Genomic DNA, 17125 nt, shown 5'->3' with positions numbered 1-17125 from the left:
GGAGCTGCCTATGCTCGCCTTACTTTTTTACTCCCGTTCTGAATGCTAAAGTCCGTTACCCTCGGCCTGTGTCTGTTAAGCGCCACCGCCACCCACGCGCAAAAAGTGAAGCCGTTGTACAAAGACAGCAAAGCCTCGACCGAAGCTAGGGTGCAAGACCTGCTCGGGCGCATGACGGTGGAAGAAAAGGTCGGCCAGCTTTCGACCATTCTCGGGTGGGAGATGTACCAGAAAGACGGCAAGAAGGTAGGCATCAGCGCCGCGTACCGGAAAGCCGTGGACGAGCGCCACGTGGGGGGCCTGTGGGCCACCCTGCGCGCCGACCCGTGGACCAAGAAAACCCTGCTCACGGGCTTGAACCCCACGCAAGCAGCCGAAGCCACCAATGCCTTGCAGAAGTACGCCGTGGAGCGCACCCGGCTCAGTATTCCCATGTTTCTGGCTGAAGAATGCCCGCACGGCCACATGGCCATCGGCACCACGGTATTTCCCACGTCCATTGGGCAGGGAAGTACCTGGGACCCGGCCCTATTGCAGCGCATGGCCGCGGCCATTGCCACGGAGGTGCGGGTGCAGGGTGGCCACATCGGTTATGGTCCGGTGCTGGACCTGGCCCGCGAACCACGCTGGTCGAGGGTGGAAGAAACCTACGGCGAAGACCCCGTGCTGACCAGCCAGATGGGCGTAGCCATGGTAAAAGGCTTGCAGGGCGCCAGCCTGAAAAGCGGCGTCAACGTTATATCTACCCTCAAACACTTTGCCGCGTACGGCGTGCCTGAGGGCGGGCATAACGGCGGCAGCATCAGCACGGGCTACCGGGAGCTGTACCAGAGCTTTCTGCCGCCCGTGCACGCGGCCGTGCAGGCGGGGGTGTTGTCGATTATGACCTCCTACAACTCCATCGACGGTGTGCCCTGCTCGTCCAACGAGTTTCTGCTCACCGACTTGCTGCGCCGGCAATGGGGTTTCCAGGGCTTCACCGTTTCCGACCTGGGCAGCATCAGCGGCATCCTGACCAGCCACCACGTAGCGGGCACCGCACCCGAAGCAGCAGCCCTGGCCATCAACGCCGGCCTCGACGACGACCTGAGCGGCTATGGCTTCGACAAAGAACTGCTGGCGGCCTACAACCAGAAGCTGGTTTCCATGGAAGTGCTGGACCGAGCCGTTGGGCGGGTGCTGCGCCTGAAGTTCGAGATGGGTCTCTTTGAGAATCCGTACGTGGACGCCAGGAAGGCCGCCAAACAAGTGAACAGCCCCGCCAACGTGGCGCTGGCCCGCCAGGTAGCGCGCGAATCGGTGGTGCTGCTGAAGAATGAAAAAGACGTGCTGCCGCTCTCCAAGTCGGTGAAGCGCATTGCCGTCATTGGCCCCAATGCCGATAACATCTACAACCAGCTCGGCGACTATACCGCGCCCCAGCCCGAAAGTAACGTCGTGACGGTGCTGGAAGGCATCAAGGCCAACGTATCGGCGGGCACGAAGGTGACGTACGTGAAAGGCTGCGCCATCCGGGACACAACGCAGGTAGATATTGCCGCCGCCGTAGAAGCGGCCCGCAACGCCGATGTGGCCGTGGTGGTGCTGGGCGGCTCCAGTGCCCGCGACTTCAAAACCGAATACCAGAGCACCGGCGCCGCTACCGTAACAGCCGTCGGCACCCAAACCATCAGCGACATGGAAAGCGGCGAAGGCTACGACCGCGCCACCCTCGACTTGCTGGGCAAACAGCAGGAACTATTGGAGGCCGTAGTGAAAACCGGCACGCCGGTGGTGGTGGTGCTCATCAAAGGGCGCCCGCTGAACCTGAACTGGATGGCAACCCACGTTCCGGCTATGCTCGACGCCTGGTACCCCGGCCAGGAAGGCGGCAACGCCATTGCCGATGTGCTGTTTGGCGACTACAACCCGGCCGGCCGCCTGCCCATCTCGGTACCCAAGCATGTCGGTCAGCTGCCCGTGTACTACAATGCCGCTCGCCCCGCCCGGCAGAACTACGTGGAAATGGATGCCCAGCCGCTCTATAGCTTCGGCTACGGCCTGAGCTACAGTAAGTTCGAGTACTCCGACTTGCAGGTTAACCCCACGGAAAGCAACGGTGCCGTGAGCGTGCAGGTCCGGTTCAAGGTGAAGAATACCAGCACCCGCGACGGCGACGAAGTAGCCCAACTCTACCTCACCGACGAAGTAAGCTCCGTGGTGACACCCGGCAAGCAGCTCAAGAAGTTCCACCGGCTTAGGGTGAAAGCCGGTGAGCAGCAGGAAGTAGCCTTTCAGCTAACGGCGGAAGATTTGATGCTGCTCAACCAGAAGATGGAGTGGGTGGTGGAGCCGGGCGCGTTTACGGCGCTGGTGGGCGCCTCGTCGGAGGACATCCGGCTAAAAGCGCAATTCCAGGTGGCAAAGGCAATCAAAGTGGCCGAGGTTGAGAAATAGAGTGCTACCGGCCTAACTAGGATAGGTGAACATTAAGGTTTTGCTTGAAACAGGACGGTCATGCAGAGCGGAGCGAAGCATCTCGCGTGCTGACGTTGCAATAGTAATCCGGCATCAGCAGGCGAGATGCTTCGCTCTGCATGACGATCTTTTTGTTTGCTGTCCACATAGCCTAGAATGTTACGAGAGGTTTGTCTATGAAAAAACACATGCTACCCTTCGTCGTGGTTTTACTGGGCTTTCAGGCGAGCGTAACCGCCCAGACTACCTGGGTGAAAGCCAAGGAAGAACTGCTGTTTACGGCACCTCCTTTTCAGCAGTGCCACGCGTCTACGTTGGTGGAAAAGCCAGATGGAAGTTTGCTGGTAGCTTGTTTTGGGGGCGCAGGAGAAGGCGCCAAGAACGTGGCTATCTGGCTGACCAGCATTACCAAAGCAGGGTATGTTGCGCCACCGAAGCTGGTGGCTGATGGGATAGTAAACGACACGGTGCGCTATCCAACCTGGAACCCCGTGCTGTTCAAGGCGCGCGAGGGGAAGCTGTTCTTGTTCTACAAAGTGGGGCCGAACCCGCGGGAGTGGTGGGGCATGGTGAAGACCTCGGCAGATGAGGGTGAAACGTGGTCGAGCGCCCACCGTTTGCCGGAGGGTATCCTGGGGCCTATCAAGAACAAACCGGTGCAGTTAGCCAACGGAACGATTCTAGCCCCCTCCAGTACCGAGGAAACCACCGGCCATTGGAAAGTACACTTAGAGAAATCCACTGATTTGGGGCAGACGTGGCAGGCGCTTCCAGTGGACCCTTCCTCCTCGTTGGATGTTATCCAGCCCAGCATTCTTACCTACGCGGGCAACCGGCTACAACTCCTGTGCCGGAGCAAGCAAGGCAGTGTCGTGCAAGCATGGTCGATGGATAATGGCAATACGTGGGGGAAACTGACGAAAACATCCTTGCTCAACCCAAACTCCGGCACTGATGCCCTGACGTTGAAAGATGGCTCGCAGTTAATCGTCTATAATCCGGATGTGCCTGGTAAAGACTGGTTCAACGGCCGTAGCAAGTTGCGAGTAGCGCAATCGACTGACGGCCAAGAGTGGCACGACATAGCCGTGCTGGAAGACGGAACCAGAGAAGAGTATAGCTACCCAGCCATTATTCAGGCCCGAGACGGACGCGTGCACATCACCTACACCTACGACCGGAAGAACGTCAAGCATGTGGTACTTCAAGCACAGCGTAGCCAGAAAAACAGCCGGAACACCGGACGGAAATAGCCTGCGTTGTGATTACTCGTTTCAATGTTCTTTTACGAATCAGGTAGAACTTTCGTAAAAAATTAACACAAGTCCTTGGTCTTCTCGAAAAGTTTCAGTTGATTTAAGCAAACGTAAAGCCCCTTGGGATGAGTTCTTTACTAGCATTGGAGGGGACTTACCTAGCGCGACTCAACAACATTGAGCGCCGCAAGTACACGCACAAGCTTAAGATTATCAAGCACTTGTACGTGAAAGGAGCGAAGACCAACGCGGATATCTGTACTCGGTTCAACATCAGCTCGCCCACTTCCATTGCCATCCTCAACGAGCTTATCGCCGAAGGGCTGGTGGAAAAGCAGGGACGGGGCAAGTCGATTGGGGGGCGTAAGCCGGAACTCTATGGGCTGTGCGGCCGGTCGTTGTTCGTTTTGAGCATTCAGATTGAGAAGTTCAAGACGCGCATGGCCATCTTCGATAACAACAACCACAGCGTAACGGGAATACGAACGTTTGCCATTGAGTTAACCAAAGACCTGAGCGCGCTGGAGCAAGTGTACGAACACGCCAACCAGCTGATTCAGAGCTCGGAAATCGACTTGAAAAAGCTCATTGGCGTGGGCATCAGCATGCCAGGGCTCATCTCTTCCAAGGAAGGCAACAACCACACGTATCTGCTCACGGGCACCGCGCCGGAATCGTTGCAGCAGCTATTGGAGCAGCGGTTTGGCAAGCCAGTTTTCATTCAGAACGACGCCAAGAGTGCCACCCTGGCCGAGTACCGGTTTGGGCTGGCGCACGGCCGCCGCGACGTGCTGGTGCTTTCCATGGACTGGGGCATTGGTATGGGCATGCTGCTGGATGGTAAGCTGCGGAGCGGCGTTTCGGGCTTTGCCGGCGAGTTTGGGCACATTCCGCTGGTGGAAGGTGGCGTGCTGTGCACCTGCGGCAAGCGTGGCTGCCTGGAAACGGTGGCGTCGGGGAGTGCCATTGTGCGGAACGCTAAAGAAGGTATCAAGGCCGGACAGAATACCTTGCTCACCAAGCTCTCGGCTCAGGAAATAGAACAGCTGGAGCCGGAACAGGTGATTGCCGCGGCCAACAATGGCGACCAGTTTGCCATCCATCTGCTGGCCGATGTGGGCACCAACCTAGGCAAAGGCATTGCCATTCTGATTCAGCTTTTCAACCCGGAGCTGATTATTCTGGGCGGTGAAATTGCGCAAGCCAAGCAGTTTCTGGTGCCCTCCATTCAGCAGGCCATCAACACGTACTGCATGGCCCAGCTACGGGAGAAAACCAGCATTGTGGTATCGGAACTCGGCAACGATGCCGTCATTCTGGGCTCGGTAGCTACCGTGATGGAGAATATTTTTGAAAGCTACCTGGAGCTAGCCTGAGTTTAGGGCAGTTGGCTCTACCCCAGTGGTTTATAGTTAGTCAGTGACTTCCCTGCGCCTCACTTCACAAGCAATAGCATCTTCGCAAACTTCCAAGCCTGTACCAATGCAGAACGTCGCGCTACCAATCAAGACCCGATTGAATCTTCTGGAAGAAACTCGTTTCGAGAAGCTTCCCGTGAGCGTCTACCCGAACAAGGACGTCGCCTCCGTTAAGGTGGCCGAGCGCATTGCCGCCCTCATCAGGAGCAAGCAGGAAGCCGGGGAAAATGCCGTGTTGGGCCTGGCCACTGGCGCTACGCCGGTGGGCGTGTACGAGGAACTGGTGCGCCTGCATCAGCAGGAAGGGTTGAGCTTTCATAACGTGGTGACCTTCAACCTGGACGAGTACTTTCCGATGCCGCCCACGGCGCCGCAGAGCTACGTGACGTTCATGAACGAAAACCTGTTCGACCACATCGACATCAAGCGGGAGAACATCCACATCCCGGATGGCACGCTGGCGGCGGAAGACGTGGCGGCGTTCTGCCTCAACTACGAGCAGCAAATCGAAGAATACGGCGGGCTGGACCTGCAAGTGTTGGGCATTGGGCGGACGGGCCACGTGGGCTTCAACGAACCCGGCTCGGCGCCCAACTCCGGTACCCGCATGGTCACGCTCGACGACCTCACCCGCCGCGACGCTTCCCGCGACTTCGGTGGTAAGGAGAATGTGCCTACCAAGGCTATTACGATGGGCATCGGCACCATTTTCAAGGCCCGCGAGATTATTCTCATGGCGTGGAGCGGCAAGAAGGCCTCCATCATCAAGAAGGCGGTGGAAGGCGAAGTATCGGGTGAGGTACCCGCTACCTACTTGCAGTTGGCGGAGAATGTGGAATTTGTGCTAGACGAAGACGCCGCTGCCGAGCTGACGCGCTTCGATACGCCGTGGCTGGTGAAAGACTGCGTGTGGGATGAAATACTGATCAAGAAAGCTGTGATTTGGCTCTCGAATGCACTAGGCAAGCCGATCCTCAAGCTCACCGAAGAGGATTACAACAACAACGGCATGGCCCAGTTGGCTACCGAACAGGGGCCGGCCTACAACATCAACATTCATATTTTCAACAAGATCCAGCACACCATTACGGGCTGGCCGGGCGGCAAGCCGGGCGCCGACGACTCACAGCGACCGGAGCGCGCTCTACCCGAGAAAAAGCGTACCCTGATTTTCTCGCCTCACCCCGACGATGACGTTATTTCGATGGGCGGCACGTTTATTCGCCTCATCGACCAGGGCCACGACGTACATGTGGCCTACCAAACCTCGGGCAACACGGCCGTGTGGGATGATGACGTGCTGCGCTACATGGAGTTTGCCGTTGACTTCGAAGGCAGCCTCGGCAAAGACACCAGCCAGCTCCAGTCGATTTACGAGGACATGCGCCGCTTCATTCAGCAGAAGCAGCCCAACCAGATAGATACTCAGGAAATCAGGAACGTGAAGAGCTTCATTCGCAAGAGTGAAGCCATTGCCGGCGCCCGCTACGCTGGCCTGCCCGACAACCACATTCACTTCCAGGCGCTGCCCTTCTACGAGTCGGGCAAGACCTCGAAGTACCCGGTAACGGACCAAGATATTGAGCTAACCATACAACTTCTGCAACAGGTGAAGCCACACCAGGTATTTGTGGCCGGCGACTTTGCCGACCCGAACGGGACTCACATTGTGTGCTTCAACATTGTGACGGAGGCGTTGCGCCGCTTGCAGCAAACCGAAGCCTGGGTGGCCGACTGCTGGGTGTGGATGTACCGCGGGGCCTGGCACGAGTTCAAGCCCTACGAAATTGAAATGGCCGTGCCGTTGTCGCCGCAGGAGGTGATTCGGAAGCGCAACGCCATCTTCAAGCATCAGTCGCAGAAGGATATACCGGTGTTTCCCGGCGACGACTTGCGCGAGTTCTGGGTGCGGGCCGAGCACCGCAACCGCGAAACGGCCCAGCAATACGATAAGCTGGGGCTAGCCAACTACGAGGCCATGGAGGCTTTCGTACGGTGGCGGTTTTAAAGGTGAAATTGTGAAGTTGTGAAGCGTGGAATTGTGAACGGACCACGCACTTTGTTGTTCGCAACTTCACCTTTCACACCTTCACTATTGAAGAAAGTAGATGGATACAACCAAGTACATCGGAATAGATATTGGCGGAACGAAGATCCACATTGGCGTCGTGCAGAACGGGACAATAGTCCAGGAAGTGCGCTTCGAAACGTCCACCACGGCCTCGAAAGAACAGATACTGGCGGAGTTGGCTAGCCAGCTCGAAGCAGTAGTGGACGCGGAGGTGGCCGGTATCGGGATTGGCGCACCTGGGCTGATAGACGAGGAAAACGGCATCGTGTATAAGGTGCAGAATATCCCGTCGTGGCAGGAAGTGCACCTCAAGCAGTACCTCACCCGCCACTTCGACAAGCCGGTGTACCTCACCAACGACGCCAATGCTTTTGCCGTCGGGGAGAAGATGTACGGGCAGGGCCAGCCGTTTGCCAACCTGGTGGGCCTTGCGTTGGGAACCGGGTTTGGCGCGGGCATCATCATCAACCACGACGTGTATTCCGGGGTGCTTTCCAGCGCCGGGGAGTTTGGGAGCGTGCCGTACCGCGACAAAACCCTGGAGGATTACTGCAGCGGCAAGTTCTTTACGCAGCAAACCGGTCGGTCGGGCGCGGAGTGGCACCAGCTAGCTACGCAAGGCAACGCGGAAGCGTTAACTGTGCTAACGGAGTACGGCCGGCACCTCGGCAACGCCATCAAAATCGTGCTGTTTACGGTGGCGCCGCAAGCTATTTTCCTGGGGGGCTCGGTTAGCAAGTGCTTCGACTATTTCCGGGGGGGCATGTACGAAAGCCTGCGGGAGTTCCCGTTTCAGATTGTGGCGGAGCAGTTGGTTATTGCGCCTTCCGCCATTGAAAATGCCGCCGTATTGGGCGCCGCGGCCCTTTGCAAAATGAAGCAGGAACTGCTTTCCACCCCTCTTAACGTGCCTTCCCTGTGAAAAAAACTACTTGGGTATCAACAGTTGTATTGTGCGGCCTGGGACTGGTTGGATCACCCGCTTTTGCTCAGCAAGCTGCCGTAAGTGGTAGCGCCCTGTCCATTATTCCGAAGCCGGTGCAGCTCACGGCCGGCAGCGGCAGCTTTGCCATCACGCCCGCTACCAAGATTTACGTTGACTCCAAAAACGAACAGCTGCGCAACATTGCGCAGGTGCTGAGCCAGGAAATACAGCGGGCCGCGGGCGTACAGCCGCAAGTGGTAGCCGCAACGCCGGGCAAGCAAAGTGCCGGCGGCATCTACCTCACCTTGCAGCAACGGCTGGATACCCTAGGCGCCGAAGGCTACAAGCTCAGCGTGCAGCCCACGCAGGTGATACTGGCCGCCAACCAGCCGCAGGGCATGTTTCTGGGCATGCAAACCATCCGGCAACTGCTGCCCGCGCAGCGCGCCACCGCCGCCACGGCCGTGAGTCTGCCGGCCGTGGAAGTGGTGGATAAGCCCCGCTACGATTGGCGCGGCATGCACCTGGATGTGTCCCGGCACTTCTTCCCGGTCGAGTTTGTCAAGAAGTACATTGACTACCTCGCGCTGCACAAGATGAACACCTTCCACTGGCATCTCACCGACGACCAGGGCTGGCGCATCGAAATCAAGAAGTACCCTAAGCTGACCTCCGTGGGCGGCTGGCGCGAAGGCACGCTCATCGGCCACTACACCGACCAGCCTCACCAGTTCGACAACATTCGCTACGGCGGTTTCTACACCCAGGAGCAAATCAAGGAGGTGGTGAAGTACGCCCAGGAGCGCTACGTCACGGTGGTGCCCGAAATTGAGATGCCCGGCCACGCCGTAGCCGCCCTCACGGCGTATCCGGAGCTGTCGTGCACGGGTGGGCCGTTCAAGGTAGAACGGCTGTGGGGCGTGTTCGACGATATTTTCTGCGCCGGCAACGAGCAGACCTTCACGTTCTTGCAAGACGTGCTGACTGAAGTAATGCCCTTGTTCCCGGGCCAAATCGTACACATCGGGGGCGACGAAGCTCCTAAAACCCGGTGGCACGCTTGCCCCAAATGCCAGGCCCGCATGAAGGCCGAAAACCTCAAAGACGAGCACGAGCTGCAAAGCTACTTTGTGCAGCGCATGGAGAAATTCGTGAATTCGAAAGGCAAAACGATTATCGGCTGGGATGAAATCCTGGAAGGCGGCCTCGCGCCGAATGCCGCCGTCATGTCGTGGCGCGGGATGGAAGGCGGTACGGTGGCCGCCCAGCAGAAACACAACGTAGTGATGACGCCTGGTGCGTACGTCTACTTCGACTATTTGCAGGGGCCGGCCAGTTTGGAGCCGCTGAGCATTGGGGGCTACGTGCCGCTGTCGAAGGTGTACGAGCTGGAGCCCACGCCGCAAGCCCTAACCGCCGCCGAGCGCAAATACATTTTGGGGGCGCAGGCCAACCTCTGGACCGAGTACATTCCCAACGAGCAGCAGGTGGAGTATATGGTGATGCCGCGCATGGCGGCTCTGGCAGAAGTGCTCTGGACTCCTGCCAAACAGAAGAATTGGCCGGATTTCCAGCAGCGCATGCAGAAGCAGTACCAGCGCTACGACGCCCTGGGGATCAACTACGCCAAGAGTGCCTTCAACGTGCGCCAGCAGGTGGCCCTCGACCCCGCGCAACGCGCCGCCCTTGTTACGTTGCAGATGGATGCCGCCGGGCCGCAAATCGTGTATACCCTCGATGGCTCGGCGCCAACGGCTGCGGCGCAGGTATATACCAAACCGTTCAGCGTGCCTAAGTCGGCCGTTATCAAAGCCGCCTCCTTCGAGAATGGCAAGATGATGGGCAAAGTCACCACCAGGGAACTAACCACGCACAAGGCTTTTGCCGCGCCAGTTACACTGGCCAACGAGCCAAACAAAAGCTACAAAGGCGCGGGCCCGGTCACGCTGGTTGATGGCCTGGAAGGGTCCACCAACCACACCGACGGCCAGTGGCTAGGGTTTCTGGGCACCGACTTATTGGCTACGCTTGATTTGAAACAAACCACTGAAATCAGTACCATCACCAGCAACTTCTTGCAGGACACAGGCTCTAAAATTGCGCTGCCAACCAACGTGGAAATTGCGGTGTCGAAAGACGGCAAGAAGTATCAAACCGTGTATTCGGCGCCGGTTGCGGCGCTAGCGGCTCAAGCCAAGCCAACGGTCAGCGAGGTGAAAGCCAACCTGAAGAAAACCACGGCCCGGTTCGTCAAAATCACGGCCAAGAACGCGCAGGCAGCGGGAGCTAAAACGCCCGAAACCTGGCTATTTGCCGATGAAATCGTGGTGCAGTAACGCCCACCTACAAGGCGTAGAGACGCGACACTTCGCGTCTCGGCGTTGCTGACGTTGTTTAACCGCACGAATCAAGCGGCGCGGACGATGAGACGCGAAGTGTCGCGTCTCTACACAGCACATTACAGCAGTACCTAGTTCTATTTCACTCCACGCCCATGACCAAAGTAGCTACCACGGCCAGCGTTGCGGCACCCGCTACCACGCACCAAACCCGGTCGATTGTCATCATCGGGGCGCTGTTCTTCATCTTCGGGTTCGTGACCTGGCTGAATTCGGTGCTGATTCCGTACCTGCGCATTGCGTGTGAGCTCAACAACTTCGAGTCGTACCTGGTCGCCTTTGCCTTCTACATTTCCTACTTGGTCATGGCCATTCCATCGGCGTGGGTGCTGAAGCGGATTGGTTTCAAAAACGGCATGTCGGCGGGGCTGCTGGTTATGGCGGTGGGGGCGCTTGTCTTCGTGCCAGCGGCCCTCACGCGCACCTACGGGCTGTTTCTGTTGGGGCTGTTTGTGCAAGGCACCGGGCTGGCGGTGCTGCAAACGGCGGCCAACCCCTACATCACCATCCTGGGGCCGCGGGCCAGTGCTGCCAAGCGCATCAGCGTGATGGGCATTTGCAACAAAGTGGCCGGCGCGCTGGCCCCCATTGCGCTAGGAGCCGTGGCGCTGAAAGATGCTGACGCCTTAGTAAAACGATTAAGCAGCTTGGACGCGGCCAGCAAAGCCGCCGAACTGAATGCCCTGGCGGCGCGCGTAGTAACGCCCTACCTGATTATGCTGGGCGTGCTCGTGCTGCTGGCCGTGCTGATTTACTTTTCCTCGCTGCCCGAAATTGACACCGACCACGAAGACGAAAGCGTGGCCGCCGCCAACACCAACAAAACCAGCATCTTCCAGTTTCCGCACCTGCTACTCGGGGCGTTGGCTATGTTTTTCTACGTGGGCGTCGAGGTTATTGCCGGCGACACCATCATCAGCTACGGCGCCTCGCAGGGCATTGCCCTCACCACCGCTAAGTTCTTCACGGCCTGCACCATGGGCGCCATGACGGTGGGCTACCTGGTGGGCGTGGTGGCTATTCCGAAGTATCTCTCGCAGGAAAAGGCCTTGCAACTGTTTGCCGTGGCCGGCGTGGTGTTTGCGCTGGGCGCGCTGTTTACCAGCGGCTACACCTCGGTGCTGTTTATCTCGCTGCTGGGGCTGGCCAACTCGTTGATTTTCCCGGCTATCTGGCCGCTGGCAATTGATGGCCTGGGCCGGTTCACGAAGATTGGCTCGTCCTTGCTCATTATGGCCATTGCCGGGGGCGCGGTGCTGCCGCCGCTCTACGGCTGGCTGGCCGACCACTTCAGCCCGCAACAGGCGTACTGGCTGGTGATTCCGTGTTACCTGTTCATTCTCTACTACGGGCTGGCCGGCCACAAAGCCCGGCAGGGAGCACCCGTTGCCCGACCCCAGTAGCTGGCCCTGTTCCCGTGCGCTGGCTTGTCTCTACACTTTCTGTTCCCGAGTTCTTTCGAATGAAGAAGCACCTACTCACATGGCTGTTGGCGCTGCTGGCAGTGTACCCGCTGGCGGCGCAGCAACGCTACGAGTTGAATTCGGGCTGGCAGGCCCAACCCATTGCCAAGGTACAGGCCGACGGGGCGCGCCTCTCGCAACCAACTTACGCGCTGGCGGGCTGGCTGCCCGCCGTGGTGCCCGGTACGGTGCTCACCACGCAGCTAGCCAACAAGCTGGTGCCCGACCCTTTCTTCGGGATGAACAACAACCGCATCCCCGACATCTACCGCACGGGGCGCGACTACTACACCTACTGGTTTGTCAAGGATTTCAAGGAAGCGCCGGCCAACGACGACGACCAGGTGTGGCTGCACTTCCGGGGCGTGAACTATAGCTGCGAGGTGTACCTGAACGGGCAGAAGCTCAACCAGCAAACCCACCACGGCATGTTCCTGCGCCAGGCCTACAACATCACGCCCCACCTGGCCAAGGATGGCAACAACCGCTTGGCCGTGGTGGTGTACCCGCCCGACCCGGTGGGCAACCCCAACGGCGGCCAGGGCGGCGACGGCATCATTGCCCGCAACGTGTCGCATCAGTACGTGGCCGGCTGGGACTGGATTCGGCCCATTCGGGACCGGAACACCGGTATCTGGGATAAGGTGACGATTGAGAAAACCAAGCAAATCAACCTCAAGAATCCGCACGTGGTAACCCGCGTGCCGGGCGTGCGCCAGCCCGATGGCCCGCAGCAACCAGCCTTGCTCGACGTAACGGCCGAACTGGAAAACCCCACCGGCAAAAAGGTGTCGGGCGTGCTGCAATACAGCATTGGGGGGCAAACCGTGACCCAGAAAGTGAGCTTGCCGGCCCGCTCGATGCAAGTAGTGAGCTTGCCTCGGCTGACGCTGCCCAACCCCAAGTTGTGGTGGCCGAACGGCTACGGCCCGCAGAACCTGTACCCCTCGAAGGTGCAGTTTCTGGTGGGCAAAACCGTATCGGATGAGGAAGACGTGCAGATAGGGGTGCGCGAAATTCAGACCGAGTGGAACGCCAAAACCCAGAGCATGCAAGTGCTGCTCAACGGGCAGAAAATCTTCATCAAGGGCGGCAACTGGATTATTTCCGACGCCATGCTGCGCTTCACCGACGCCCGCTACGACGCCGAAATCCGCTTCCATCGGGACATGAACCTGAACCTGATTCGGGTGTGGGGCGGCGCGCTGATTGAGCGGCCCGAGTTCTACCAGGCCTGCGACAAGTACGGCATGCTGGTGATGCAGGACTTCTGGATGTCGGGCGACGCCAACGGCCGCTGGCTGGACCCCATGAAGCTGGAAGACCAGTGGACCCGCCGCCAGTACCCCAACGACCACCGCCTGTTTATCAACTCGGCGGCCGACCAAGTGAAGATGGTGCGCAACTACGCCTCGCTGGGCATGTGGTGCGGCGGCAACGAAATCACGCCGCCCAAGGACATTCTCACGGCGCTGCAAGATTCCATTCTGCCCAAGCTGGACGGCACGCGCTGGTTTATCACGTATTCCAACTCCGACAGCATGTCGTACAACACCCAGGGCGGCAACGGCGACGGACCCTACGGCATTCAGCCCATCAGCCGCTTCTGGGCGCAGCGCACGTATCCCTTCAACTCGGAAGTCGGCTCAGTAGGAGTGGGCGACTATGAGTCGTTGGAGCGTTTTCTGCCGGTGGCTAACATGGTGCCGCCACAGTACCTGGGGCCCAAAAGCAAGCCCACCGAGAAAGTGGATTCCATGTGGGACTACCACACCTACATCGGCTACGAGCAATACCTGCTGCCCTACGGCGCCCCCAAAGATGCCCGCGACTTTGGCTTGAAAGCGCAGCTCGTGAACTACGACCAATACCGCGCCCTCATGGAAGGCTTCAGCTCGCACATGTGGGAGTGGTACACGGGCAGCATCATCTGGAAAACCCAAAACCCCTGGACCGCCATGCGCGGCCAGATGTACGACTACTACCTCGACCCCAACGCCTGCCTCTACGGCCTGCGCACCGGCAGCGAGCCGCTGCACGTGATGTACAACCCCGTGGATAGCATGGTGATGATTACCAACAACAGCTTCGAGGTGAAGCGCGACATGATGCTGGTAGTGGATGCCTACGACATGGCTGGCAAAAAGACCCCCGTTACGCAGGTAATCGTGGAAATCAACCCGTCGATGTCCAAGAAGTACCTACCCGTGAATGCCATTGTCAAGCAACTGGGCCAGCAGAAAGGCATGTTTCTGTCGTTGCAATTGCAGGACCTGACCAAGAAGGTTATCAGCAGCAACTTCTACTGGCTTTCCGATGCGAAAGGGGAGTACTCGGGGTTGAAAACCATGGCCAAAGCCCCCATGAAGCTAACCGCCCGGCAAACCACAGCCGGCCAGGTTGAAGTGACGCTTACTAACCCGGCTACCGCGCCAGTGGCCTTTTTCAACCGCGTAGCCCTGGTAAATCCGCAAACGCAAAAGCGCATCCTGCCCGTGTTCTACACCGACAACTACGTGTCGGTGCTGCCCGGCGAAAGCAAAACCCTGCTGCTGGACTACACCCCCTCGGCCGATGTGCCGGCGCCCGTGGTGTCGGTGGAAGGCTGGAACGTGGCCAAGCAACTGGTGCCCGTGGCGGCTAATTAGAATGACAAGGAACATATAAGAACGTCAGGCAGAGCCATGTGGCGCATCAAGCCAGGGACGAAGCATCTGGCGTGCTGGCACAGGATTAACACCACAACCTCAGCATGCGAGATACTCTGCTCTGCATGATAGCCCTATCACTATCGTAAGTTTATAGTGCCCACCCAGCCTAAACCAAGTCTTCTCATGAAGAGAGTAAACCGTCGATTCAGTGTTTTAGTAACCGCTTTGGCCGGTAGTATTGCCACGCTGGCAGCTACCGCCGATACCCCACCGGGTAAGGCACCCCGGCCGGCAGCCGGCCTCACGCAGTACGTCGACCCCTACATTGGCACCGGGTTTCACGGCCACGTTTTCCTGGGAGCCAATGTGCCTTTCGGGGCGGTGCAACTCGGGCCGGTGAATCTCTCCGAGGGCTGGGACTGGTGCTCCGGCTACCATTATTCCGACTCCACCATCGTTGGTTTCTCGCACACCCACCTCAGCGGTACCGGCATTGGTGACCTGGGTGATGTGGCCGTGATGCCCACCACCGGCGCCGTGCGCGTGGTTAAAGGCACCCTCAAAAACCCGGAGAAAGGCTTCGTTTCCTTGTTTTCGCACAAAGAGGAAACTGCCCGGCCCGGTTACTACGCCGTCCGGCTGAAGCGCTACAACATCAAGGCCGAGCTGACGACCACCGAGCGGGTCGGCTTTCACCAGTACACCTTCCCCAAGTCCGACGCGGCGCACCTCGTGATTGATTTGCAGCAGGGCATCGGCTGGGATTTGGCCACCGATACCCACATCGAGCAGCTCAACGACAGCACGCTGGTAGGCTACCGCTATTCCAAGGGCTGGGCCGTGAAGCAGCGGCTGTATTTCGCGGCGGTACTATCGAAGCCGATTCGACAGTTTACCAGCTTGCAGGTGACGGATACCTTGGGTAATACGGTGGCCGCTGCTACTGGTAGCCGCATCAAAGGTGTTATCACCTTCGCCACCAAAGCCGGCGAAATCGTGAAGCTGAAAGTGGGTATTTCGCCCGTTAGCACCACCAACGCGTTGGCCAATATCCGGGCGGAAGTGCCGCATTGGAACTTCGCCAAGGTGGTAACCGCCGCCGATGCCGCCTGGAACCAGGAGCTGCAAAAGGTGCGCATTCAGGCCGAGCCGGCGCGCATGAAAACCTTCTACACGGCCCTCTACCACACGATGGTGGCGCCGTCTATCTTCAACGACCACAACGGCGACTATTGGGGCACCGACGAGAAAGTGCACAAGGGCGCGAACTTCACCAACCTCACCACCTTTTCGCTCTGGGACACGTACCGGGCAGCGCACCCGCTGTTTACGCTGCTTCAGCCCAACCGCGTCAACGACATGGTAAGCTCGATGCTGGCGATTTACCAGCAGCAGGGCAAACTGCCCGTGTGGCACCTCATGGCCAACGAAACCAACTGCATGGTGGGCTACAGCGCCGTGCCGGTGGTGGCCGATGCGTACCTAAAGGGCTTCAAAGGCTTCGATGCCAACCTGGCCTACGAGGCCGTGAAGGCCACCGCTATGCGTGACGACTGGGGCCTGAAAGACGTGAAGGCGCTGGGCTTCATTCCGGCCAACAACGAAGTGGAAAGCGTGTCGAAAGGCATGGAGTACGCCATTGATGACTGGTGCATTGCGCAGATGGCCAAGAAGATGGGCAAGGCCGACGACTACGCGTATTTCAGCAAGCGCGCCAAAAACTACCAAAACTACTTCGATAAAAAAGTGGGCTTTGTGCGCGGCCGGGTATCACAAACCGAGTGGCGCACGCCATTCAACCCGTTCTCGTCGGTGCACATGAAAAGCGACTTCACGGAAGGCAACGCTTGGCAATACACCTGGCTGGTGCCGCAGGATGTGGAAGGCCTTATCGGGCTGCTGGGGGGCGAAAAGCGCTTCAGTCAGAAGCTCGATTCGTTGTTTGTAGTGAAGGGCAATATGGGTTCTGAGGCCTCGCCCGACATTTCGGGGCTCATTGGCATGTACGCCCACGGCAACGAGCCGGGCCACCACATCACCTACCTCTACAACTACGTGGGCCAGCCCTGGAAAACCGCCGAGAAAGTCCGCTTCATCACCGAGAATTTCTACACCACCAAGTTCGACGGCATCATCGGCAATGAAGATGTGGGCCAGATGTCGGCGTGGCACGTTTTCTCCGCGCTGGGTTTCTACCCGCTCAACCCGGCCAACGGCGCCTACGTGTTCGGCAGCCCGGCCGTTGACCAGGCCACGGTTACGCTGGCTGGCGGCAAAACGCTCACGATTACCGCCAAGAACAACAGCCCAGTAAACAAGTACATCCAGGCCATTACGCTCAACGGCAAGCCGTACACCAAGTCCTACATCACGCACCAGGAGCTACTCCAAGGCAGCAAACTCGTGTTTGAAATGGGTGCCAAACCTAGCGCCACCTGGGGCACCGCACCCGCCGACCGCCCGAAATCGGTGATGCAATAAGCCG

General features: G+C 58.6%; 9 protein-coding genes. All 9 read left to right on the top strand.

The features are described 5' to 3' along the window. Window positions 1-42: 42 nt before the first annotated feature. The 9 genes from G536_RS27580 (at window position 43) to G536_RS0111950 (ending at window position 17121) form a co-directional block, all read left to right on the top strand. Window positions 43-2436 (top strand): glycoside hydrolase family 3 N-terminal domain-containing protein, encoded by a 2394-nt coding sequence (locus G536_RS27580; RefSeq protein WP_022823839.1) that lies wholly within the window; start codon window positions 43-45, stop codon window positions 2434-2436. Window positions 2437-2633: 197 nt separating this feature from the next. Then, window positions 2634-3710, top strand: a complete 1077-nt coding sequence (locus G536_RS0111985) for a sialidase family protein (RefSeq protein ID WP_022823838.1) — start codon at window positions 2634-2636, stop codon at window positions 3708-3710. Between the two features lie 128 nt (window positions 3711-3838). Beyond that, the gene (locus G536_RS0111980; RefSeq protein WP_026880093.1) at window positions 3839-5089 is read left to right on the top strand and encodes an ROK family transcriptional regulator; all 1251 of its coding nucleotides are present in this window, start codon (window positions 3839-3841) and stop codon (window positions 5087-5089) included. Window positions 5090-5195: 106 nt separating this feature from the next. Beyond that, window positions 5196-7139: a glucosamine-6-phosphate deaminase gene (nagB, locus tag G536_RS0111975; RefSeq protein WP_022823836.1), complete on the top strand. Its 1944-nt coding sequence runs from the start codon at window positions 5196-5198 to the stop codon at window positions 7137-7139. A 100-nt stretch (window positions 7140-7239) separates the two neighbouring features. Continuing rightward, window positions 7240-8124, top strand: coding sequence for an ROK family protein (locus G536_RS0111970; RefSeq protein ID WP_022823835.1), 885 nt, complete (start codon window positions 7240-7242; stop codon window positions 8122-8124). Further along, on the top strand, window positions 8121-10463 hold the full coding sequence (locus G536_RS0111965) for a glycoside hydrolase family 20 protein (RefSeq protein ID WP_026880092.1): 2343 nt from the start codon (window positions 8121-8123) through the stop codon (window positions 10461-10463). Before G536_RS0111970 ends, G536_RS0111965 begins: the two co-directional genes overlap by 4 nt. Before the next feature lie 158 nt (window positions 10464-10621). Then, window positions 10622-11929, top strand: a complete 1308-nt coding sequence (locus tag G536_RS27575) for a sugar MFS transporter (RefSeq protein ID WP_022823833.1) — start codon at window positions 10622-10624, stop codon at window positions 11927-11929. Window positions 11930-11988: 59 nt separating this feature from the next. After that, on the top strand, window positions 11989-14637 hold the full coding sequence (locus tag G536_RS0111955) for a glycoside hydrolase family 2 protein (protein WP_022823832.1): 2649 nt from the start codon (window positions 11989-11991) through the stop codon (window positions 14635-14637). Between the two features lie 186 nt (window positions 14638-14823). Further along, the gene (locus G536_RS0111950) at window positions 14824-17121 is read left to right on the top strand and encodes a GH92 family glycosyl hydrolase (protein ID WP_022823831.1); all 2298 of its coding nucleotides are present in this window, start codon (window positions 14824-14826) and stop codon (window positions 17119-17121) included. Window positions 17122-17125 lie beyond the last annotated feature (4 nt).

The sequence above is a fragment of the Hymenobacter norwichensis DSM 15439 genome (genome assembly GCF_000420705.1).
In the GTDB taxonomy this organism is placed as follows: domain Bacteria; phylum Bacteroidota; class Bacteroidia; order Cytophagales; family Hymenobacteraceae; genus Hymenobacter; species Hymenobacter norwichensis.
This window is presented reverse-complemented; position numbering and strand designations above follow the sequence as displayed.

Coding starts and splice junctions, on each gene's coding strand:
- G536_RS0111955 (WP_022823832.1), top strand. CDS start 11,989: ATGAAGAAGCACCTACTCACATGGCTGTTGGCGCTGCTGGCAGTGTAC.
- nagB (WP_022823836.1), top strand. CDS start 5,196: ATGCAGAACGTCGCGCTACCAATCAAGACCCGATTGAATCTTCTGGAA.
- G536_RS0111950 (WP_022823831.1), top strand. CDS start 14,824: ATGAAGAGAGTAAACCGTCGATTCAGTGTTTTAGTAACCGCTTTGGCC.
- G536_RS27580 (WP_022823839.1), top strand. CDS start 43: ATGCTAAAGTCCGTTACCCTCGGCCTGTGTCTGTTAAGCGCCACCGCC.
- G536_RS0111985 (WP_022823838.1), top strand. CDS start 2,634: ATGAAAAAACACATGCTACCCTTCGTCGTGGTTTTACTGGGCTTTCAG.
- G536_RS27575 (WP_022823833.1), top strand. CDS start 10,622: ATGACCAAAGTAGCTACCACGGCCAGCGTTGCGGCACCCGCTACCACG.
- G536_RS0111980 (WP_026880093.1), top strand. CDS start 3,839: ATGAGTTCTTTACTAGCATTGGAGGGGACTTACCTAGCGCGACTCAAC.
- G536_RS0111970 (WP_022823835.1), top strand. CDS start 7,240: ATGGATACAACCAAGTACATCGGAATAGATATTGGCGGAACGAAGATC.